18 protein-coding genes and 2 pseudogenes are annotated in these 21,441 nt (G+C 32.7%); 10 read left to right on the plus strand and 10 right to left on the minus strand.

Features of this window, described 5'->3' with window-relative positions; genetic code table 11:
* Positions 1 to 34 precede the first annotated feature (34 nt).
* On the plus strand, positions 35 to 943 hold the full coding sequence (locus ACPWTF_RS24625) for a patatin-like phospholipase family protein (protein ID WP_427873719.1): 909 nt from the start codon (positions 35 to 37) through the stop codon (positions 941 to 943).
* A 70-nt stretch (positions 944 to 1,013) separates the two neighbouring features.
* Here the strand turns inward: ACPWTF_RS24625 and ACPWTF_RS24630 are convergent, their stop codons facing one another.
* Positions 1,014 to 1,538, minus strand: coding sequence for a hypothetical protein (locus ACPWTF_RS24630; RefSeq protein WP_427873720.1), 525 nt, complete (start codon positions 1,536 to 1,538; stop codon positions 1,014 to 1,016).
* Positions 1,539 to 1,662: 124 nt separating this feature from the next.
* Between ACPWTF_RS24630 and ACPWTF_RS24635 the strand changes: the two genes are divergently transcribed.
* The 4 genes from ACPWTF_RS24635 to ACPWTF_RS24650 all read left to right on the plus strand — a co-directional run bounded on the left by ACPWTF_RS24635 (position 1,663) and on the right by ACPWTF_RS24650 (position 6,304).
* The gene (locus ACPWTF_RS24635; protein ID WP_427873721.1) at positions 1,663 to 2,430 is read left to right on the plus strand and encodes a sulfite exporter TauE/SafE family protein; all 768 of its coding nucleotides are present in this window, start codon (positions 1,663 to 1,665) and stop codon (positions 2,428 to 2,430) included.
* A 241-nt stretch (positions 2,431 to 2,671) separates the two neighbouring features.
* Complete coding sequence (locus ACPWTF_RS24640) at positions 2,672 to 2,830, plus strand: hypothetical protein (protein ID WP_427873722.1); 159 nt, start codon at positions 2,672 to 2,674, stop codon at positions 2,828 to 2,830.
* 414 nt (positions 2,831 to 3,244) lie between these two features.
* Positions 3,245 to 5,581: an ATP-dependent helicase gene (locus ACPWTF_RS24645; protein ID WP_427873723.1), complete on the plus strand. Its 2,337-nt coding sequence runs from the start codon at positions 3,245 to 3,247 to the stop codon at positions 5,579 to 5,581.
* A gap of 102 nt (positions 5,582 to 5,683) precedes the next feature.
* Entirely contained in the window at positions 5,684 to 6,304 is a 621-nt protein-coding gene (locus ACPWTF_RS24650) for an L-threonylcarbamoyladenylate synthase (RefSeq protein ID WP_427873724.1), read from the plus strand.
* 187 nt (positions 6,305 to 6,491) lie between these two features.
* Here ACPWTF_RS24650 and ACPWTF_RS24655 read toward each other — a convergent pair whose 3' ends face one another.
* From ACPWTF_RS24655 to ACPWTF_RS24665, 3 genes are read right to left on the minus strand one after another with little or no spacing between them, the layout of a single operon-like run.
* A complete protein-coding gene (locus tag ACPWTF_RS24655) occupies positions 6,492 to 7,325 on the minus strand; it encodes an OmpA/MotB family protein (protein ID WP_095929259.1) in 834 nt (277 codons plus the stop codon).
* A 32-nt stretch (positions 7,326 to 7,357) separates the two neighbouring features.
* Positions 7,358 to 8,377 (minus strand): glycosyltransferase, encoded by a 1,020-nt coding sequence (locus tag ACPWTF_RS24660; RefSeq protein WP_427873725.1) that lies wholly within the window; start codon positions 8,375 to 8,377, stop codon positions 7,358 to 7,360.
* Between the two features lie 21 nt (positions 8,378 to 8,398).
* A complete protein-coding gene (locus ACPWTF_RS24665) occupies positions 8,399 to 8,851 on the minus strand; it encodes a type I restriction enzyme HsdR N-terminal domain-containing protein (RefSeq protein WP_263523168.1) in 453 nt (150 codons plus the stop codon).
* A 93-nt stretch (positions 8,852 to 8,944) separates the two neighbouring features.
* Between ACPWTF_RS24665 and holA the strand changes: the two genes are divergently transcribed.
* The 3 genes and pseudogenes from holA (at position 8,945) to ettA (ending at position 11,937) form a co-directional block, all read left to right on the plus strand.
* On the plus strand, positions 8,945 to 9,949 hold the full coding sequence (gene holA / locus ACPWTF_RS24670; protein WP_427873726.1) for a DNA polymerase III subunit delta: 1,005 nt from the start codon (positions 8,945 to 8,947) through the stop codon (positions 9,947 to 9,949).
* A 64-nt stretch (positions 9,950 to 10,013) separates the two neighbouring features.
* Positions 10,014 to 10,196 (plus strand): CAL67264 family membrane protein, encoded by a 183-nt coding sequence (locus ACPWTF_RS24675; RefSeq protein ID WP_095929263.1) that lies wholly within the window; start codon positions 10,014 to 10,016, stop codon positions 10,194 to 10,196.
* A 48-nt stretch (positions 10,197 to 10,244) separates the two neighbouring features.
* Positions 10,245 to 11,937, plus strand: a pseudogene (ettA, locus tag ACPWTF_RS24680) (energy-dependent translational throttle protein EttA).
* A 309-nt stretch (positions 11,938 to 12,246) separates the two neighbouring features.
* On the opposite strand, the gene ACPWTF_RS24685 reads toward ettA, so the two are convergent.
* Together ACPWTF_RS24685 and ACPWTF_RS24690 are read right to left on the minus strand one after the other, a co-directional pair.
* Positions 12,247 to 12,660 carry a thiol-disulfide oxidoreductase DCC family protein gene (locus ACPWTF_RS24685; protein ID WP_427873727.1) on the minus strand — a complete coding sequence of 138 codons (414 nt, stop codon included), beginning with the start codon at positions 12,658 to 12,660 and terminating at the stop codon, positions 12,247 to 12,249.
* A gap of 283 nt (positions 12,661 to 12,943) precedes the next feature.
* A complete protein-coding gene (locus ACPWTF_RS24690) occupies positions 12,944 to 15,109 on the minus strand; it encodes an endonuclease MutS2 (protein ID WP_427873728.1) in 2,166 nt (721 codons plus the stop codon).
* Positions 15,110 to 15,293: 184 nt separating this feature from the next.
* Between ACPWTF_RS24690 and ACPWTF_RS24695 the strand changes: the two genes are divergently transcribed.
* Positions 15,294 to 15,959: a uracil-DNA glycosylase gene (locus ACPWTF_RS24695; protein ID WP_427873729.1), complete on the plus strand. Its 666-nt coding sequence runs from the start codon at positions 15,294 to 15,296 to the stop codon at positions 15,957 to 15,959.
* A gap of 141 nt (positions 15,960 to 16,100) precedes the next feature.
* Here ACPWTF_RS24695 and ACPWTF_RS24700 read toward each other — a convergent pair whose 3' ends face one another.
* The 4 genes from ACPWTF_RS24700 to ACPWTF_RS24715 form a co-directional block, all read right to left on the minus strand.
* Complete coding sequence (locus ACPWTF_RS24700) at positions 16,101 to 16,475, minus strand: DUF4258 domain-containing protein (RefSeq protein ID WP_095929268.1); 375 nt, start codon at positions 16,473 to 16,475, stop codon at positions 16,101 to 16,103.
* 36 nt (positions 16,476 to 16,511) lie between these two features.
* Complete coding sequence (locus ACPWTF_RS24705) at positions 16,512 to 17,711, minus strand: alanine dehydrogenase (RefSeq protein ID WP_095929269.1); 1,200 nt, start codon at positions 17,709 to 17,711, stop codon at positions 16,512 to 16,514.
* An 84-nt stretch (positions 17,712 to 17,795) separates the two neighbouring features.
* Positions 17,796 to 18,203: a tRNA (adenosine(37)-N6)-threonylcarbamoyltransferase complex ATPase subunit type 1 TsaE gene (gene tsaE, locus ACPWTF_RS24710; protein WP_095929270.1), complete on the minus strand. Its 408-nt coding sequence runs from the start codon at positions 18,201 to 18,203 to the stop codon at positions 17,796 to 17,798.
* A 218-nt stretch (positions 18,204 to 18,421) separates the two neighbouring features.
* A complete protein-coding gene (locus ACPWTF_RS24715; protein WP_095929271.1) occupies positions 18,422 to 19,975 on the minus strand; it encodes a bifunctional response regulator/alkaline phosphatase family protein in 1,554 nt (517 codons plus the stop codon).
* Positions 19,976 to 20,198: 223 nt separating this feature from the next.
* On the opposite strand from ACPWTF_RS24715, the pseudogene ACPWTF_RS24720 reads away from it, so the two are divergent.
* Positions 20,199 to 21,429, plus strand: a pseudogene (locus tag ACPWTF_RS24720) (HD domain-containing protein).
* The last annotated feature ends 12 nt before the right edge of the window (positions 21,430 to 21,441 follow it).

The raw sequence follows: 21,441 nt of genomic DNA on the forward strand, positions 1-21,441 counted from the left end.
ATAAAATCCAAAAACAAAACCTACATTACAATTTATGAGAGCATTGGTTATTTCAGGTGGCGGCAGTAAAGGTGCTTTTGCCGGCGGTGTTGCCCAGTATTTAATAGAAGAAAAAAGACATGAATACGATTTGTTTATAGGAACTTCTACCGGAAGTTTATTGATTCCGCATTTAGCTCTCGGTCATATCAAAAAAATACATTCTGTATATACCAATGTAACCATGTCGAGTATTTTTAATATTTGTCCATTTGTGGTAAAAACAAAAGATGGTGTTGATATTGTGACCATTAATCACTTTAATGTACTACGTCAGTTTTTTAAAGGGAAACGTACTTTCGGAGAAAGTAAAGGGTTGAAAAAGTATATTCAGAATAATTTTTCTCTTTCAGATTTTAATAAACTCAAAAAACTAAAAACCGACGTTATTGTTACGGTAACCAATTTTACTAAAAATGAATCTGAATATAAATCGGTAAAAGACTGTACGTACGAAGAATTTTGCGAGTGGTCTTGGATATCCAGTAATTATGTTCCTTTTATGAGTTTGGTTGAAAAAAACAACTGTGAATATGGTGATGGCGGATTTTCAAGCTTAGTTCCAATACGTGAAGCAATTAACAGAGGAGCTACAGAAATAGATGTAATTGTGCTTGAAACAGAAGTAAATACAACGAAAACAGTAATAGGTAAAAATCCGTTTTCATTAATGATCGATTTGTTCCGAATTGCTTTAGATCAAGTGGAAAAACATGATATTGCTATAGGAAAACTTATGGCAAACAATAAGAATGTGAAACTAAATTTATATTACACTCCCATAAAATTAACCGATAATGCCTTGATTTTTAATAAAGAGGTAATGAAAGAATGGTGGGAACAAGGTTATGAATACGCTCAGAATAAGTCTGAGGTTATGAGTGATAATAAGATATTTATTTAAGATTTAAGATTGTAGATTTTAGAGTTTAGATTTAGAAAAATCAGTCTAAAATCTACAATCTAAAATATTTTTAATACCAAAGTTCTGCAACTTCACTTTTAATGAAACTTAAAGCGGCGTTACTTGGAGATTGTTTTTCTAATAAATCATTCAGGATTACTTCGCGAAGTTTATCAGCATTTTCAACTTTATCGCTCATTGCAGCTTTACGAATCATCTGTATTGTTGCATTTTTTGCCGTTATAATGATTGTCCAGCATTCTTCTGACATATAGATTTGCTGTGTTAAATTGTGTTCAAATTCCTGTTCAATTTGGTCAATTATATAATTTTCGTAATCATGTTTATTTTGAGAAATAGGAGAAATTCTAATTAACAATTTTGTCAAGTTAATACGCTCCAAAAACAAAGTCATACGTTCGTATGCTTGCAAACGCAGAGGAAGTGATTCTTTGTGAGCTTGTTTGTTTAACAAAAAAGCACGTTTTCTGTCGTTGTTTTTAATATGTAACTCAAAAAAACGATAAGCTACAACTCCTGTAACTAAGGCTGGTAAAGTATAACTCGCAAGTTCTATTATTTTGTTGTAATCCATTTGAATAATTTTTAAGCAAAAATATACTTTTTGATCAAAAATCAACTTTAAATTTATGGTAATAAACAAAAAGGAAGATGTACTTTTGCAACTTGTTTTTTATTGAGACCAAAATATATTTTTAATGGATTCATACTTAATACTTTTTCTTTGTTTGGCGGCGTTTGCTGCAGGATTTATTGATGCAATTGTAGGCGGCGGCGGATTAATCCAAACCCCAATGGGATTAATTTTATTGCCCAATCTTCCTGTTTCGACTGTAGTTGGAACCTTGAAAATTCCAGCATTTAGCGGAACTGCTTTTGCGGCTTTTCAATATTTGAAGAAAGTAGTGATTCAGTTTAAACTCTTAATTATTATGATGTGTTTGGCGGTGCCATCAGCATTTTTAGGCTCTACAATTTTAACATTGGTTAGCAATGATTTTATGAAACCGCTTTTGTTAGTGGTTTTATCGTTGTTATTTGTATATACCTACGCCAAGAAAAATTTCGGACAGCATGTTGCTAAAGACCATTCGGCGACAACCCAAATATTTTATGCTGTTGTTATTAGTATAATTGTTGGATTTTATGACGGATTCATCGGGCCAGGAACAGGAAGTTTCTTTGTTGTGGCTTTTATTGCGCTTTTAGGATTCGATTTTCTTCACGCTTCTGCAAATGCTAAAATGGTAAATTTAGCAACCAATTTTGGTTCGATTTGCCTATTTATGATTAAAGGAAAAATCATTTGGGCAATTGCAATTCCAATGGCAATTAGCAATGGACTTGGAGGTTGGCTCGGAGCAAAGCTAGCCATCAACAAAGGAAACGGATTTATTAGAATTTTCTTTTTGATAGTTGTTGTCGGAACTTTGATCCGATTTGCTTATGATGTGTTTTTTAAATAAGATTCTAAGATTCTAAGTTGCTAAGGTTCTAAGAATCTGAGATACTAAGTTTTTTTTTTGAATAGACGTTGGTTTTAACCAACGGTTCTTTAAATTAAATGGACTAGGCTTTAGCCAAACTTTACGATTTTGGCTAAAGCCTAATTACATTTTAAACTTAACCATTGGTTAAAACCAACGGCTATTCAAAACTGTATGGCATAATAATTGGAGGCAATTAAAAATTAGAAAACATAAGAAAATGGATGAAATTATAGAAGATGCCGAAGTTTTTTTTAACGATGTTCCCGATGAAGATTTAAATAAAGAACTTCAAAAAAGTATGGATGATGTTAAAGCTGGAAGAGTTATTTCTTTTTCAGATTTTAAAGAAAAATTAAAAAATAAGTATAATATCTAGTTTCAATTTTCTCAAAATATTAAAAGAAAACCAATTGTCTGTTTTCTAGCCCCGATTGAGGCGGTATCCTCGTAGCGGAGCGAAGAGATATAGCCGAAAGCGGGAAACCATGTCTGAAAAAATGCCCTTTGTTTGGCTTTGAAAAAACTTAGAATCTTAGAACCTTAGCATCTTAGCATCTCAAAAAAATTGTTTGAATTTAGCCCCGATTGAGGCGGTATCCTCGCAGCGTAGCGGAGAGATAAAGCCGAAAGCGGGAAACCATGTCTAAAAAAAAGCCTTTTGTTTGGCTTCGAAAAAACTTAGAATCTTAGAATCTTAGAACCTTAGCATCTTAGGAACTTAGAACCTTCCAAAAGCATCTTAGGAACTTTCTTTTTTAATTCTTATTTTTGCATAAAAGGAGAAAATTACATGCAGAAATATATTGACCAGCTCAACGAAGCGCAGAGAGCGCCTGTTTTAAAGAAAGACGGGCCAATGATTATTATTGCTGGTGCAGGTTCGGGAAAAACACGTGTTTTAACAATTAGAATTGCGTATTTGATGGCTCAAGGTATTGATGCCTTCAATATTTTGTCGCTTACTTTTACCAATAAAGCAGCCCGCGAGATGAAACACAGGATCTCGGATATTGTGGGAGCTAGTGAGGCGAAGAACCTTTGGATGGGAACTTTCCACTCTATTTTTGCTCGTATTCTGCGTGCCGAATCAGATCATTTGGGGTATCCTTCAAACTTTACCATTTATGATTCTCAGGATTCGGCTAGATTGATTTCTTCTATTATAAAAGAAATGCAGCTGGATCGTGATATTTACAAACCAAAACAAATTTTAGGACGTATATCTAATTATAAAAATAGTTTAATTACGGTTAAAGCTTATTTTAATAATCCAGAATTGGTTGAGGCTGATGCAATGGCTAAAAGACCGCGACTAGGAGAAATTTATCAGCAGTATGTGGATCGCTGTTTTAAGGCTGGTGCAATGGATTTTGATGATTTGTTGTTGAAAACCAATGAATTATTGACTCGTTTTCCTGAGGTTTTAGCTAAATACCAAGATCGTTTCCGTTATATTTTGGTTGATGAGTACCAAGATACGAATCACTCTCAATATTTGATTGTTAGGGCTTTATCGGATAGATTTCAGAATATTTGTGTGGTTGGAGATGACGCGCAGAGTATTTATGCTTTCCGTGGTGCGAATATCAATAACATTCTGAATTTCCAAAAAGATTACGAAGGTGTAATTATGTTCCGTTTGGAGCAGAATTATCGTTCAACAAGAAACATTGTAGAAGCGGCAAATACCGTGATGGAACACAATAAAACCAAATTAGATAAAGTAGTTTGGACAGCCAACGAATTTGAACCAAAAATTAAAGTTCACAGAAGTTTGACTGATGCAGAAGAAGGTCGTTTTGTTGCAAGTACGATTTTCGAACAGAAAATGCAAAATCAATTACATAATGGTGCTTTTGCAATTTTGTATCGTACCAACGCTCAGTCGCGCGCCATGGAGGATGCTTTGAGAAAACGGGATATTCCGTATAGAATTTATGGAGGTTTATCTTTCTATCAACGTAAAGAGATTAAGGACGTTTTATGTTATTTGCGTCTGGTTTTAAATCCGAAAGACGAAGAAGCTTTGGTTCGTGTAATCAACTATCCAGCACGTGGAATTGGAGATACTACCGTTGAAAAATTAACTATTGCAGCTAATCATTACAAACGTTCGATTTGGGAAGTAATGGTAAACATTGATAAAATCGATTTAAAATTGAATGCTGGTACAAAGAACAAATTGAAGGATTTTGTTACTATGATCCAGAGTTTTCAGGTTATTGATCAGAATCAAGATGCTTTTTATATTACAGATCACGTTGCAAAGAAAACCGGATTGGTTCAGGAATTGAAGAAAGATGCTACTCCTGAAGGAATGGCGAAAATTCAGAACATTGAAGAACTTTTAAACGGTATTAAAGATTTTACGGAAGGGCAAAGAGAAATTGACGGAGCAAGAGGTGCGCTTTCTGAGTTTATGGAAGATGTAGCTTTGGCAACCGATTTGGATAAAGATACAAACGATGATGATCGTGTTGCTTTGATGACGATTCACTTAGCAAAAGGACTGGAGTTTCCGCATGTATTTGTGGTAGGTATGGAAGAAGATTTGTTTCCAAGTGCTATGAGTATGAGTACAAGAAGTGAATTGGAAGAAGAGCGCCGATTGTTCTATGTAGCTTTAACCCGTGCAGAACATCAGGCGTATTTGACTTATGCTCAGTCTCGTTACCGTTGGGGAAAATTAACGGATAGTGAACCTTCTCGTTTTATTGAAGAAATTGACGGTCAGTTTTTAGAATATTTAACTCCAGCAGAAACAAATTATCGTTATAAGTCTCCAATTGATGGCGATATTTTTGGTGATGTAGATAAATCAAAATTGCGATTGGCAAAACCGGTAGGAGGAACTCCACCAAAACATATTACAGACAACAATCCGAAGCCTGATTTAAATATTAGAAAACTAAAACCGGTTTCTGGAAATGCGCCAAGTAACGGAAATTCGAATTTATTTGACAGTAAACTAACTGTTGGAAATGTGGTAATGCACGAACGTTTCGGAAAAGGAGAAGTGATGAATCTAGAAGGTGTTGGGCCAGATAGAAAAGCAGAAATTAAATTTGAAGTAGGAGGAATTAAGAAATTGTTGTTAAGATTTGCTAAATTAGATGTCGTAGGATAATAATATTTTTGTTTCAGGTTTCAAGTTTCAGGTTGCTTGACTTTGAGAATAACTGCATAACTTGAAACTTTAAACCAGAAACAAAAACTAACAAAAAACAAAATGGCCGAATTTATAAAAATATACCCCGATAAACCTAGTGAAGCGGCTATTGCAAAAGTGGTAAAAGTGCTTCAGAATGGCGGTTTGGTAATTTATCCGACAGACACTGTTTATGGTTTGGGCTGTGATATTACCAATTCTAGAGCGTTGGAAAAAATTGCTAGAATAAAAGGCGTAAAATTAGAGAAGGCGAACTTTTCATTTATTTGCCACGATTTGAGTAATTTGTCAGATTATGTAAGGCAGATTAATACGTCAACGTTTAAGATTTTAAAGAGAGCCTTGCCGGGACCATATACTTTTATTTTACCTGGAAATAATAGTTTGCCAAAAGAGTTTAAAAAGAAAACTACAGTTGGTATTCGTGTACCTGATAATAATATTATATTAGATATTGTTCGTCAGTTAGGAAATCCAGTTGTTTCAACTTCGATTCGAGATGAAGATGATGTAATAGAGTATACTACCGATCCAGAATTAATTTTCGAAAAATGGCAGCATCTTGTAGATATGGTAATCGATGGTGGCTATGGAGATAACGTAGGTTCTACAATTATTGATCTTTCTGAACATGAGCCAGTTATCGTAAGGGAAGGTAAGGGAGATATTGATATTTTGTAAAAAAATACACTAAAAGTATAAAAGTAGAGAAATTATGAGTAACTTTATTATGTTAAAATTTAGTTAGTTATTTAAAAATAATGCTATTCTTGATTTATATTTAATTGGTTATTAAAAAAATTAAGGATACATAAAAGCAGGTCATTAGACCTGCTTTTTCTGTATTATAAAGTATGTGAAACTCTAATTATTTTTGTTGTTTCTTCATTTCTTTTTCAATCATATCATAGAATTGATCGATTTTTGGCATAACAACAATACGAGTTCTTCTGTTACGAGCTTTGTTCTCAGCAGAATCGTTTGCAACTAATGGTACATAAGAACTTCTACCTGCAGCAATTAATTTAGCTGGGTTCACACCAAGATCGTTTGTTAATACACGTACAATTGAAGTAGAACGTTTAACACTTAAATCCCAGTTGTCTAAGATAATTCCGTTGCTTTTGTAAGGAACGTCATCAGTGTGTCCTTCAACCATACATTCGAAATCTGGTTTATCGTTTACAACTTTAGCAACTTTAGCCAAAACAGATTTAGCTTTGTCACTTACGTCGTAGCTTCCGCTTTTAAATAATAATTTATCAGCGATAGAGATAAATACAACTCCTTTTTCAACATTGATTTCGATGTCTGGATCGTTGATTCCAACTGCACCTTTCAAGCTTGTAACTAATGCTAAAGTAACACTGTCTTTTTTAGTTAAAGCGTCTTGAAGTCTAGAGATTTTCAAATCTTTTTCTTTTAAACTTTCAAGAGATTTTTCAAGATTTTCAGCACCTTTAGTAGTTAAGATAGTTAAATCTTTAGAGCTGTTGATTAAATCTTGATTATGTTGTTTGTAGCTTTCAGCTGTAGCAGCTAATCCAGCTTTTTCTTCTAAGCACGTGTTTAATTTTACAGTACAAGAGTTTAACAAATCTTGAGTCTCTTTGTTTTTAGCTTCTAACTCTGCATATTTCTTTTTAGAAACACAAGATGTTAGGGCCATTAATACTGATAGTGCGATAACTATTTTTCTCATAAATTTAATTTTAATTAGACTTGATTACAAATTTAGTTTTTAATATTTTGAATACTGTTAAAGATTTCTTTAAATAAGGTCAATTTCTTGATATAATAAAGGAAAACGATGCTTTTCACCGAATAGTATTGCTGTATTTGAAAATCTTTACGTTTTTTAAGATATTTTAAAGATAAGCAATAAAATGAAAAATGTGCCTTTAGAATGGCAAAAGTATGGCCAAATTTTCCCTGTGTAAGAAAACGAATGCCAGCAATTCCGTCTAAAACCATGCGGAAGAAAATCACAAAAAACAATCCTCTTTTCGGCAGATTTTTGACCATCATTAATAATGAATTTCTAAAATTCAAATAGGTCTTCTTAGGATTTCCTTGCTGTAATGTTGCGCCTCCAACGTGGTATACGACAGATTGAGAATTATACTTTATTATATGTCCTTCATTGGAAGCACGCCAACATAAATCTATCTCTTCTTGATGCGCAAAGAAGCTTTCATCAAAACCTTTTAATTCATCAAAAACTTTCTTTCTGATAAAAAAGCATGCGCCTGACGCCCAGAACAATTCAATGTTATCATTGTACTGCCCGTTGTCTTTTTCGACAGTTTCAAATATTCTTCCTCTACAAAAAGGAAATCCGTATTTATCAATAAAACCGCCTGCGGCACCAGCATATTCAAAATATTCCTTGTCTTTAAAGTCAAGAATTTTAGGTTGAATAATTGCGGTTTGCTTTTCGTTTTCAAAAGTATCAAGAATTGGTTTTAGCCAATTTTCAGTTACTTCAATATCTGAATTGACTAAAGCATAGATTTCTGCATCAATATGCTGTAAAGCATCATTATAGCCTTTTGCAAAACCATGATTTCCTGAATTTTTTACGATCTTAATGCTTGGGAAATTTTTTGTAACGAATTCAACAGAATTGTCTGTAGAATCATTGTCAGCAACATAAATCGTTGCGCCTTCGGAAAACTGAATAACAGATGGTAAAAACTGCTCGAGCAATTTTACTCCGTTCCAATTTAAAATGACAACAGCTATTTTATCCAAAAGTACTGAATTATTTATTTGTTAATGGTTTTCTTTATAATCAGGCAGGTTTCTCAAAAACTCGTATTTTTCGTTTTCAAAATCCATTTGACAATAAAAATGGTTTAGTCCGTTTGTGACATTCAAAAACCGTGCCTGCATTGTCATATTATAACGGGCAATTTGGTCAAAAGTTGCCTGAGAAATTTTTACTTCAGGTGCTTTACACTCTACTAATATATGTATAGAACCGTCAGGATTGAATACAACAACATCGTATCGTTTTCTTAATCCGTTGATAGTTAAAACTTTCTCTACGTTAATGAGTGATTTGGGGTATTTTTTTTCGTGCATTAAAAAATGAACAACGTGCTGACGAACCCATTCTTCTGGCGTAAGAATTATAAATTTTTTCCTGATTTCATCAAAAATAGACACTTTATTTTCGCTATTTTTGAATCGGAAAGTGTAAGCTGGGAAATTAAGTTTAAGCATAAAGCAAAAATATAAAATAGTTTTTTGTTTCAAGTTTAAAGTTTCAAGTTATTGAAATTTGAACTGAAACGCTAAACTTGAAACAAAGATTAAATGGACGAAGTAATAAAAATTGTTAACGATATTAAAGCCGGAGATATTAAGCCGATTTATTTTCTAATGGGAGAAGAACCTTATTATATAGATAAATTATCAGAATATATTGAGATGAATGTTTTAGCTGAAGAGGAAAAAGGTTTTAATCAGACAGTTTTGTATGGGAGAGATGTTTCTGTTGAGGATATTGTTTCAACGGCCAAGCGCTATCCAATGATGGCTGAACGTCAGGTAGTTATTGTGAAAGAAGCTCAAGATTTATCACGAACAATTGATAAGATTGAATCTTATGTTGATAATCCAATGCAAACTACAGTTTTAGTTTTTTGTTATAAATATAAAACACTCGATAAACGTAAAAAAGTTACCAAGTTACTAGGTCAGAAAGGTGTTGTTTTCGAAAGTAAAAAATTATACGAAAATCAAGTAGGAGATTGGATTAAAAGAGTTTTGGCTGGTAAAAAATATACTATTGATCCAAAAGCAAATGCTATGTTAGTGGAATTTTTGGGTACAGATTTAAGCAAGATCAACAATGAGCTAGAAAAATTACAGATTATATTGCCTCAAGGAACTATGATCACACCACAGCATATTGAAGAAAATATTGGTTTTAGTAAAGATTATAATGTTTTTGAGCTTCGAAAAGCAATTGGTGAACGTAATCAGTTGAAAGCTTATAAGATAGCAGATAATTTTGCTCATAACCCTAAAGAATATCCTTTAGTTATGACTACAGGGTTGGTATTTGGGTTCTTTGTCCAGCTTTTAAAATACCACGGATTAAAAGATAAAAACCCTAAAAATGTCGCTTCGGCACTTGGAGTTAATCCGTATTTCTTAAAAGAATATGATTTGGCAGTAAAAAATTATCCAATGAGAAAGGTGAGTCAAATTGTTGGAGCCTTACGCGATATTGATGTTAAAAGTAAAGGTGTGGGAGCCAACGCTTTGCCTCAATCGGATTTGCTAAAAGAAATGCTCTATAAAATATTTAATTAAGCCATTAAAATTCACGATATTTGCGTTTCTAAAAATTTTACTACTTAAAAATAATTGCACAATTATGGGAATGAATAAAAATACCATTTTAGGATGGGCAACTTTGATAATGGTACTTATGGGGTTGTTGCTTATAGCTCTTGGAATCTTTAGATATAGTGATGTTTCAGGATGGGGATTTGCTGCTGTTGGAGTTGGATTTTTTGCGAATGCTTGGGTATTCAATGCTTTGAAAGGCAGAGTTTAGAATTTTGAGATTAAAAAAAAGTAAATAATTATAATAAAAAAATAAAAAATGTCAGACGATAAGAAAGTAATTTTCTCAATGCAGAAATTGAGCAAAACCTATCAAGGAGCAGACAAACCGGTTCTTAAGAATATTTATCTTAGTTTCTTTTATGGTGCTAAGATTGGTATTTTGGGACTTAATGGTTCTGGAAAATCTTCTCTTTTAAAGATTATTGCTGGAGTTGACAAAAACTACCAAGGAGATGTAGTTTTTCAACCTGGATATACAGTAGGATATTTAGAACAAGAACCAATTCTTGATGATTCTAAGACAGTTATCGAAATTGTACGTGAAGGAGCTGCAGAAACAATGGCAGTTTTGGAGGAGTACAACCAAATCAATGACTTATTTGGTCTTCCAGAATACTACGAAGATCAAGATAAAATGGATAAATTGATGGACCGTCAAGCGGCATTACAAGACAAAATTGATGCTCTTGGTGCTTGGGAAATCGATACAAAATTAGAAATCGCAATGGATGCGTTGCGTACTCCAGAAGGAGATACTCCAATTAAAAACCTTTCAGGAGGAGAGCGTCGTCGTGTAGCTTTATGCCGTTTGTTATTGCAACAACCAGATGTATTGTTATTAGATGAGCCAACCAACCACCTTGATGCTGAGTCAGTTCTATGGTTGGAGCAGCATTTAGCGCAATATTCTGGAACTGTAATTGCTGTAACGCACGACCGTTATTTCTTGGATAATGTTGCTGGATGGATTCTAGAGTTAGATAGAGGAGAAGGTATTCCATGGAAAGGAAATTATTCTTCTTGGTTGGATCAAAAATCAAACCGTTTGGCTCAAGAAGAAAAAGTGGCTTCTAAACGTAGAAAAACTTTAGAGCGTGAGTTGGAGTGGGTTCGTCAAGGAGCTAAAGGTCGTCAGACTAAACAAAAAGCGCGTTTACAGAACTACGACAAATTATTAAATGAAGATCAAAAACAACTAGACGAAAAATTAGAGATTTATATCCCGAATGGCCCATCGTTTAGGAACAAATGTTATTGAAGCTAAAAATGTTGCGAAAGCTTTTGGGGATAAATTATTATACGATAATTTGAACTTTACGTTGCCACAAGCTGGTATTGTTGGAATTATTGGACCTAATGGTGCTGGTAAATCGACTATTTTCAAAATGATTATGGGTGAACAAGCTACAGATAGCGGAGAATTTTCTGTTGGAGACACAGTAAAAATTGCTTACGTAGATCAGTCGCACTCTAATATTGATCCAAACAAATCTATTTGGGAAAACTTTGCTGACGGTCAGGAATTGATTATGATGGGGGGAAAACAAGTGAACTCAAGAGCTTATTTATCACGTTTTAACTTTGGTGGTGGCGAGCAAAACAAAAAGGTTTCCATGCTTTCTGGTGGAGAACGTAACCGTTTGCACTTGGCAATGACTTTGAAAGAAGAAGGAAACGTACTTTTACTGGATGAGCCAACAAATGACCTTGACGTAAATACACTTCGAGCTCTTGAAGAAGGTTTAGAAAATTTTGCAGGTTGTGCCGTAATTATTTCTCACGACAGATGGTTCTTAGATAGAATTTGTACACACATTTTAGCTTTTGAAGGAGATTCTGAAGTTTATTTCTTCGAAGGAAGTTTCTCTGATTATGAAGAAAACAAAAAGAAACGTCTTGGTGGTGATTTAACTCCAAAACGTTTGAAATACAGAAAATTGATCAGATAACTTTTTTGATAACTTTCAAATAAAAAATCCCAAATTCCAAATTTACCGGAGTTTGGGATTTTTATTTTGAATTATATACGCAAAGAAAACCCGACAGTTTTTTAAAACTTGTCGGGTTTGAATTGAATATATTTTTTTAGGTAAAGTATGTCATTTCGACGAAGGAGAAATCTTCACGAGAAGCTCGACAAAGATTGGGTTTTCGTTACGGAGTTACTTGCGAAGATTTCTCCTTCGTCGAAATGACAATATTGTGGAAATTAGAATTTGGAATTTAAGAATTTGGAATTTAAGAATTTGGAATTTTTCTTAAAGAAACTTAGATTTCAACTCTGGAGTCGGAATCATACAGCTTTCTTTCTTGCCGTACCAATTGTATCTATTTTTTGCAACATAATCATAAATTCTATCGCTTATAAAAATGGGAACAATTCTAAAAACAGGAGTCAACCTCCATAAACCTCCAAAATTTTTAGCTATTTCAATTACTGCCGAAGACTTATAAAAATACGCTGTTTTTGGATCGTACAAAATAATACTATCCATTTTAGAAAAACTGATACCTAGATGTTTGCAAATGGAAATGCCCAATTCTGATTGCAATGCAACAAATCTAAAAATGTCTTTTTTATCATGGTTTATAATGTATTGCACAGCAGAACTGCACAGATTGCAAACTCCGTCAAAAAGAACTATTTTTTTATTTTCTGGAAGGCTTTCCATTTTATTATGTTTATTTCAAATTTTACATTTCATGTTTAGATATACATGAAAGTGAACTTGGATTAATTAAATTAGCACTTATTTGTTTTGTTTATTGAATTGTTGTTTTCAATAAATTTTACAAATCAAAAACGGCTTTAATAAATCCTTTAAAATGAATTTTAAAAAATAAAGCATCTATTTTATCGTATTTTAGAAAAACGTTTCTTAAATCGTTTTATTTTGATTTTGTAGTTTTTTAGCCGTTTTTAAAGACTGAAAACTGCCCCCGACACTGAATTTTTTACTTTTTAACCGCTTCAACCAATTCCAATTCATCCAAACTTACTTTCGAAGTGAAAATTCCGTAATTAACCGTTGCTTTATTTTTTTCGATTAAATCAATGCTTCCAACAGATCTTCCGTCAAGCATTCTTACTCTGTCACCAACTTTCAAAATTGGTTTTGGTTTTTCAATAACGGGTTTAAGTTTCTTCTCTTTTTTCTCTTTTCGAATTTCCTCAACTTTTACCTGTACTTCAGCAATAATTTCTTTTTGTTTTTCAACTTTTGCTTTTACTTCTTTCGGAGTCGCTTTTTTACGTTTAGAATTTTCGATCTCAACAATTTTCAAAAATTCACCGATCAGTTCTTTTTTGTTTTTGTTGTTGAAATACTTTTCGGCAATATCATCTATTTTTTGTCCAATGTAAATTATCTTTTGATTGCTGTCGTATAATTCTTGATAGCTTTCCAATTTTTGTTGGATTCTTGTATTGATGTTTTCCATCTTTTTGCTTTCTTCTCGAGCACGAGTTTCTTCTTCTTTCAGATTCAAAGAAGTTTTTTCCAACTTCGAACGCTCTTTCTGTAGAGTAGCAATTGTTTTATCAAAACGAACTTTTCCGACTTCAATTTTCTTTTTTGCACGATTGATCAATCCAAACGGAATTCCATTTTTTTGAGCAACTTCAAAAGTAAACGAACTTCCTGCCTGACCCAAAGCTAATTTATACATTGGTTCAAGAGATTTTTCGTCAAACATCATATTCGCATTTGTAGCATATGGTAGCTCGTTTGCCAAAATTTTTAAATTGGAATAATGTGTTGTGATAATTCCGAATGCTTCACGGTGATAAAATTCTTCTAAGAAAATTTCAGCCAAAGCACCTCCTAATTCAGGATCAGAACCTGTACCAAACTCATCAATTAAAAACATGGTTTTTCTATTACATTTTTTTAAAAAGTAATTCATGTTTTTTAATCGATAACTATATGTACTTAAGTGATTTTCAATAGATTGATTATCACCGATATCGGTTAAGATTCTATCAAACAAGAAAGTTTCACTTCTTTCGTGAACCGGAATCAAAATTCCAGATTGTAGCATTAATTGCAATAAACCAACTGTTTTTAAGGAAATGGTTTTTCCTCCAGCATTTGGTCCCGAAATTACAATAATTCTATTTTCTTGTTTTAACTCGATTGTCTGCGGATGCGTAACTTCTTTTTTCTGCTTATTGTTGAGATACAAAATTGGATGATACGCTTCTCTAAAGAATAATCTTCTTTCTTCTGTAATTGTTGGTAAGATTCCGTTTATTCGATTTGCATATTTTGCCTTTCCTGCAACTACATCAATATCACTTAAAAAGTCTTGATATTCAACTAATAATGGAAGATACGGACGAATTACATTCGATAAATTCTTTAAAATTCTTGTAATTTCTTCTTTCTCTTCATATTCCAAGTTGGCTAATTCTCGAGAATATTTCAAAGTGGCTTCAGGTTCAATATAGGCAATGCTTCCAGTTTTGGAACTCCCTAAAATTGAACCTTTTACTTTACGACGATACATCGCTAAAACCGCTAAAACTCTACGGTTTTGCACAAAACTTTCTTTAATATCGTCCAGATAACCTAAACCGTTGTACTGCGTTAAAGCGACACCAAAACTTTGATTCACTTTTCCGCGAACTAAATTCATATTTTGTCTAATCCCATCCAAAGCAGGAGAAGCATTGTCTTTTATCTCTCCATACTTATCTACAATTGCATCAATTGCAGTGATAATGTCTTTGGTTAATTCTACTCTTGAAGCTCTAGCATTTAAATTGGGATAATAGTCATCGAATTTTTTCAAGAAATTCAATAAGACATTTGTTGTTGCAGAAAGATTAGCGATTTTTCTAAAACTTCCCACTTCAAGAAAACTGTCTTCGATTGCAAGAAATTTAATTTCATGCGTTATAGCGTCAAATCCGTGATTTGGAATTGCGTTATTATTTTGAAAAGAAGATACATACTCTGATGTTTGCATCAGCGATTGCATTAATTCTTCTTTATCTCTAAATGGTTTTATTTGTAAAGCCTTTTCTTTTCCAATATCGGTGTTGCAACCATCTGAGATGGTTTCCAAAACAGTTGGAAATTGTAAGTCTTGTAATGTTTTTTCTGTAATACTGATCATTTAATTTCTTTATGAAAGTAGAGGCAAAAGTACGAAAACAATAATGAATTGTGAATTATGAATTATGATTTATAAGTTTTTTTCTTTGCTATCATTTTGACTTTTGACTTTCGATTTTTGATATTTTTCTTTTTAGTAAATATGTTTTTAAGTAATAATTTCTGAAATTCGCATAAAAAAAATTATGGACGTAAAAATGCATTCTTCTTGGAAACCAGTTTTGAATGAAGAATTCGAAAAACCATATTTCAACGATTTAATTGAATTTGTAAAATCTGAATACGCAACAAAAGTTTGTTATCCAAAGGGGAACCAGATTTTTTCAGCTTTTGATCATTGTCATTTTGATGAAGTAAAAGTGGTTATTATTGGACAAGATCCTTATCATGGGCCAAATCAAGCCAATGGATTGTGTTTTTCTGTAAATGACGGAATTCCTTTTCCGCCATCACTTCAAAATATATTCAAAGAAATTCAAGATGATTTCAATATACCAATGCCTAACACAGGTAATTTGGAACGCTGGGCAGATCAAGGTGTTTTTCTGTTAAATGCAACTTTAACGGTAAGGCAATCTGAAGCAGGAAGTCATCAGGGAAAAGGATGGGAAAAATTTACAGATGCCGTGATCAAACAGATTTCTGCTGAAAAAGAAAATGTTGTTTTCTTGTTATGGGGAGGTTTCGCTCAAAAGAAAGCTGCTTTGATTGATGCTTCAAAACATCATATTTTAAAATCGGGACATCCTTCGCCATTAAGTGCAAATAGAGGATTTTGGTTCGGAAACAAACATTTCAGTCAGACAAATGCTTTTCTGAAATCAAAAGGATTGAAAGAAATTGAGTGGTGATTTTTTTAAAGTGACAAAGTCTCAGAGTGACAAAGGGGCAAAGGGAAAAACTTTGCGTCTTTGTGACTTTACGAGAAATGCCTTTATAAAAAAAATCTTTTGAATCTGCATAATCTGCGAGAAACAAAAGATTTATTTATATTATTTTTTTACAATTTCTTCTAAAACAGCTTTATTTTCATAATTAACTACTTTTAGAATAATCTCTTGATTTTTTACTGTTTTTCCTTCAATGATATAAAGTTTTCCTTTATTGAACGGAACATTACTTTGGTCAAAATCTACATCCCCATAAGTTAATGTATTTTTAACGTCTGCTGTGTCAACCCATTTTTCGCTTAAAGTCTGAACGGCTTTTGGAGAATATTGAAAAGGTTTTGTTCTAAGGTTATTTAAAACTCGAGCATTTGGGAAATAATTACAACGAGTGTCTTTTCCAATAAAAAATCCTGATACAATAAAACATCCCATTACGAGACCAATCAGATAATATGCAAAACGGTATGCGAACTTCATGAAATATTTTTTTTGCAAAGGTACACTAAAGTTCCTTTAGAATACAAGTAAATTAATATCGTTATCAGGTAAATCAAACCAATCTCCAATGGCTTTATTGGTTAAAATTCCGTGATACAGATAAATTCCGTTTTTAAGACCTTTGTTGCAACGAATTGCACTTTCAATACCACCATCTTCAGCTATCTGATGGAGGTAAGGAGTTAAAATATTACTTATTGATAATGAGGCCGTTTTGGAATAACGTGAAGGTATATTAGGCACGCAATAATGTAAAACGTTACTTTTTATAAATGTAGGTTTTTCGTGAGTTGTAACTTCTGAGGTTTCAAAGCAACCGCCAGTATCGATGCTGACATCAACAATTACAGCTCCTTTTTTCATGTGCTCAACCATTGTTTCATTCACCACAATCGGACATCTTTCTTTTCCGCGCATGGCGCCAATGGCTACATCACAACGTCTTAAGGCTTTTAATAAACCTTTTTGCTGAATAGTTGAAGTAAAAATTCTTTGATTTAAATTGTTTTGAAGACGACGTAGTTTTGTAATAGAATTATCAAAAACTTTTACGTTTGCACCAAGTCCAATAGCCGTTTTTGCAGCAAATTCACCAACTGTTCCTGCTCCTAAAATAACAACTTCAGTAGGAGGGACGCCTGTAATGTTTCCAAACAAAAGGCCTTTTCCAAATTCGTTGGTAATCATTAGTTCAGCTGCAATAAGGATTGAAGCTGTTCCTGCAATTTCGCTTAAAGATTTTACTGCAGGATAAGATCCGTCTTCATCTTTAATATATTCAAAAGCTAATGCTGTAATCTTTTTTTGCGCTAGCGCTTCAAAGTATTCTTTCTTTTTAGTTTTAAGCTGAATAGCAGAAATGATAACTGTTTCAGGATTGATCATTTCGATTTCTGCTAAAGTAGGCGGTTCTACTTTTAATAGAAACGGACAGCCAAAAACTCTTTTAGTGTCTTTTGTGATTTCTGCACCAGCATCTGCATATTCTTTATCTGTATAACTCGAACTTTCTCCCGCTCCAGATTCGATCATAACGCGATGACCTTCATAAGTTAAGGAAGTGACTGCATCGGGCGTAAGGCAGATACGGCGTTCCTGGTAACTTGTTTCTTTAGGAATTCCTATAAAAAGTTCTCTTTTAAAACGACCTACCTCAAGTTTTTCTTCTTGCGGTATTAATTGTTGTTTTGTAAATGGAGTTAATGTGATTGACATGGATAATGCAAAAAATTAAAGGTACAAATTACGTAAAAAGTTTTAAAATTAGTGTAAAAATTCTGCTAATAGTAAGGATCAATATTAAGCTAATTTTAATTCCCTTTTTCCATCTGCTAATAACTCAATTGTTATTGTTGAAGTGTCTTCAGGAAGGAGACTCGCAATTTTTTCAGACCATTCAATAAAACACCAATTTCCAGAGTATAAATAATCGTCAACTCCCATATCTAGCGCTTCGGTTTCTTTATTTAATCTGTAGAAATCAAAATGATAAACGGTTTGATTATTAGAAGTTTGATATTCATTTACAAGAGAAAAAGTAGGACTGCTGGTAGCATCCTTAACACCTAAGCTTTTACACAACTGTTTGATTAAAGTTGTTTTTCCCACTCCCATTTCACCATTAAAAAGAATGATTTTTTTAGGATTTGAAGCGATAATCTGCTCGGCAACTTCTTGAATTTGATCTAATGAAAAAACGATGTTCATTTTTATTTTTATTTATATATAAGTCTCAGTCGCAGTTTTCAGTTTCAGTCTGAAAACTTTTAATGGTCTTCCGCGAAAGCGAAATTATTTTTTTTGCCACAGATTAAAAAGATTTTAAAGGATTTTTTTAATTGTCTTAATTTTTTAATCTGTGGCAAAATCTAGTATTTTTAAATCAGTTTCTGGACTGCGACTGAAAACTGCGACTGCAAACTTTTTTATTTCGGATTAAATACCAAGAACGGAATAATCATTTCTTCTAAAGAAATTCCGCCATGCTGATACGTGTTTTTGTAATAACTCACATAATGATTATAGTTGTTTACGTATGCCAAAAAGAAATCATTTTTGGCAAAAATAAACGAACTACTCATGTTTATGGCAGGCAAACCAATGGTTTTAGGTTCTTTTACTACATAAACATCTTTTTGTTCGTAAGTTAAACTACGTCCTGTTTTATAACGCAAATTTAGACTTGTATTTTTATCTCCCACAACTTTCGACGGATTTTTCACATTAATGGTTCCGTGATCTGTGGTTAAAATTAGTTTGAAGCCTAAAAGCTGTGCCTGCTGAATAATTTCTAATAATGGAGAATTTTTAAACCAACTTAAAGTTAAAGAACGATAGGCTTTGTCATCTGAAGCTAATTCTTTTACTACTTCCATTTCGGTTTTAGCGTGCGAAAGCATATCAACAAAATTGTAAACCACCGTTACTAAGTCATTTCCTTTTAAAGCTTTAAAGTTTTCGGCTAACTTTTTTCCGCCAGCATAATTGGTGATTTTGAAATAATCTTCTTTAATATTTAAACCCAAACGTTTCAATTGAGCCGATAAAAATTCTGCTTCATAAAGGTTTTTTCCGCCGTCTTCAACATCATTTTTCCAATATTCAGGAAATTGTTTTTCCATTTCTAAAGGCATTAAACCTGAGAAAATTGAATTTCGCGCATATTGCGTAGCTGTTGGAAGAATAGAGTAATAAGGTACTTCTTTTTCTAATTTGTAATAATTTGAAATGACAGATTCGAAAGATTTCCATTGATCGTATCTTAGATTGTCTATTACCACAAATAGAATCGGCTTGTCTTTCTTTTTAAGTTCAGGAACAACAAGTTCTTTAAATAAGGTGTTGGACTGTATCGGTTTATCTGCTTTTGGAGCAAACCAATCTTCGTAGTTTCGTTCAATGAATTTTCCGAATTGGGAATTAGCTTCTACTTTTTGAGATTCTAAAATTTCAATCATCGCTGTATCGTTGATGTCTTCTAGTTTTAATTCCCAAAAAAGCAATTTTTTATACAATTCAATCCAGTCTTCATAAGAATTAACCATTGCTAATTCCATTGAAATTTTTCTGAATTCCTTCTGATAGTCTAAAGTTGTTTTTTCTGTTATTAATCTCGAATCATCCAAGTTTTTCTTCAAACTCAATAGAATCTGATTCGGATTTACGGGTTTAATCAAATAATCAGCAATTTTAGAACCAATGGCTTCTTCCATTATATATTCTTCCTCACTCTTGGTGATCATAATCATCGGAATGGCTGATTTTTTTTCTTTCATTTCAGAAAGCGTTTCCAATCCGCTCATTCCAGGCATGTTTTCGTCGAGAAAAACAATATCAAAATTATCTTCTTCAAACAAGGCAATCGCGTCTAATCCGTTGTTGCAAGTAGTAACTTCGTAATTCTTTTTTTCTAGAAATAATATGTGAGGCTTTAAAAGATCGATTTCATCGTCGACCCAAAGTATTTTTATCTTATCCATAAATCAATTTAATTTTACTGCAATTTAAAGTTATAGAACTTAAAAAGTATTAAAAATAGTATAAAATTACCAAAGTTGAAGCATGATTTTATTTTGAATTTTAACATTTTTAAATGTATTTTATTGATAATCATGGTAATTTAAAGTATGATTTTTAAATAAAAAACACCAAACTCTTTATACTTATTTACTTATATTTGTTGACCAAAAAAATAACTGGACTGTGACTCAGATCAATAAATTAAAAATATTCAACGACCCTATATATGGTTTCATTACGATTCCGAACGAACTAGTTTACGATTTAATTCAGCATCCTTACTTTCAGCGTCTGCGTCGTATTTCTCAGATGGGATTATCGTATTTGGTGTATCCTGGAGCAAATCATACTCGTTTTCATCACGCATTAGGATGCATGCATTTGATGAAGAAAGCAATTGATACGCTTCGTTTTAAAGATGTTGTGATTTCTGAAGAAGAAGAGAATGCACTTTTAATAGCAATTTTGCTTCACGATATTGGGCACGGGCAGATTTTCGCATGCTATGGAAAAAAGTATTGTAGAAGATGTGCATCACGAAGCGATTTCGTTATTGTTTATGAATCAGCTGAATGAAGAATTTGACGGAAGATTAAGTTTGGCAATTCAGGTTTTTAAGGGAGAATATCATAGAAAATTTATGTTGCAATTGATTTCAAGTCAGTTGGATATGGATCGAATGGATTACTTAAAACGAGATAGTTTTTATACAGGTGTTGCTGAAGGGAATGTGAATTCTGAACGATTGATTCAGATGATGAATGTTGAAAACGATGTTTTGGTAATTGAAGAAAAAGGAATTTATTCCGTAGAGAAATTCTTGCTTTCTAGAAGATTAATGTATTGGCAGGCTTATTTGCACAAAACTAGTTTAGTAGCTGAGTTAATTTTAATGAAAGTCTTGAAAAGAGCAAAAGAGCTGACTTTAAAAGGTGTTAAATTGCCTTGCAGTGAGCCTCTGATGTATTTCATGCAAAATAAAATTACACTAGAAGATTTTGATGCTGAGAAATTGGATTTGTTTTCGCAATTAGATGATTTTGATATTATTAGCGCGTTGAAAGCTTGGCAGAGACATAATGATTTTATACTTTCTACCTTAAGCAAAATGATTATTAATAGAGATTTGTTGAAAATTAAGCTTAGTGCAGAAAAAATTCCGATGGAAGAATCTCAGTCATTAAAAGAAGAGTTTGCAGAAGCGCATCAAATTTCGGCTGTAGACGCAGGATATTTTATTTTTAGAGGAAAAATAAAAAACCAAGCATACAGTAAAGAAGCAGAACCTATTCGTATTTTGAAAAAAGATAAAACAATTGAGGATGTTGTTGAAGCTTCTGACCAGCTGAATTTGAAATCGTTATCTAAATTGGTGACAAAATATTATATCTGTTTTCCAAAACAACTTATATAAAATTAACATTTA

The sequence above is a fragment of the Flavobacterium sp. MMS24-S5 genome (assembly GCF_050320125.1).
Taxonomy (GTDB): Bacteria; Bacteroidota; Bacteroidia; order Flavobacteriales; family Flavobacteriaceae; genus Flavobacterium; species Flavobacterium tyrosinilyticum.

Excerpts from the sequence above, each read along its gene's own strand:
- ACPWTF_RS24655 (WP_095929259.1), bottom strand. The coding sequence starts at position 7,325 with ATGAGAAAAATAGTTATCGCACTATCAGTATTAATGGCCCTAACATCT.
- ACPWTF_RS24690 (WP_427873728.1), bottom strand. The coding sequence starts at position 15,109 with ATGATCAGTATTACAGAAAAAACATTACAAGACTTACAATTTCCAACT.
- ACPWTF_RS24650 (WP_427873724.1), top strand. The coding sequence starts at position 5,684 with ATGGCCGAATTTATAAAAATATACCCCGATAAACCTAGTGAAGCGGCT.
- ACPWTF_RS24715 (WP_095929271.1), bottom strand. The coding sequence starts at position 19,975 with ATGGATAAGATAAAAATACTTTGGGTCGACGATGAAATCGATCTTTTA.
- ACPWTF_RS24695 (WP_427873729.1), top strand. The coding sequence starts at position 15,294 with ATGGACGTAAAAATGCATTCTTCTTGGAAACCAGTTTTGAATGAAGAA.
- ACPWTF_RS24640 (WP_427873722.1), top strand. The coding sequence starts at position 2,672 with ATGGATGAAATTATAGAAGATGCCGAAGTTTTTTTTAACGATGTTCCC.
- ACPWTF_RS24625 (WP_427873719.1), top strand. The coding sequence starts at position 35 with ATGAGAGCATTGGTTATTTCAGGTGGCGGCAGTAAAGGTGCTTTTGCC.
- ACPWTF_RS24700 (WP_095929268.1), bottom strand. The coding sequence starts at position 16,475 with ATGAAGTTCGCATACCGTTTTGCATATTATCTGATTGGTCTCGTAATG.
- ACPWTF_RS24630 (WP_427873720.1), bottom strand. The coding sequence starts at position 1,538 with ATGGATTACAACAAAATAATAGAACTTGCGAGTTATACTTTACCAGCC.
- ACPWTF_RS24705 (WP_095929269.1), bottom strand. The coding sequence starts at position 17,711 with ATGTCAATCACATTAACTCCATTTACAAAACAACAATTAATACCGCAA.
- holA (WP_427873726.1), top strand. The coding sequence starts at position 8,945 with ATGGACGAAGTAATAAAAATTGTTAACGATATTAAAGCCGGAGATATT.
- ACPWTF_RS24665 (WP_263523168.1), bottom strand. The coding sequence starts at position 8,851 with ATGCTTAAACTTAATTTCCCAGCTTACACTTTCCGATTCAAAAATAGC.
- tsaE (WP_095929270.1), bottom strand. The coding sequence starts at position 18,203 with ATGAACATCGTTTTTTCATTAGATCAAATTCAAGAAGTTGCCGAGCAG.
- ACPWTF_RS24645 (WP_427873723.1), top strand. The coding sequence starts at position 3,245 with ATGCAGAAATATATTGACCAGCTCAACGAAGCGCAGAGAGCGCCTGTT.
- ACPWTF_RS24685 (WP_427873727.1), bottom strand. The coding sequence starts at position 12,660 with ATGGAAAGCCTTCCAGAAAATAAAAAAATAGTTCTTTTTGACGGAGTT.
- ACPWTF_RS24635 (WP_427873721.1), top strand. The coding sequence starts at position 1,663 with ATGGATTCATACTTAATACTTTTTCTTTGTTTGGCGGCGTTTGCTGCA.
- ACPWTF_RS24675 (WP_095929263.1), top strand. The coding sequence starts at position 10,014 with ATGGGAATGAATAAAAATACCATTTTAGGATGGGCAACTTTGATAATG.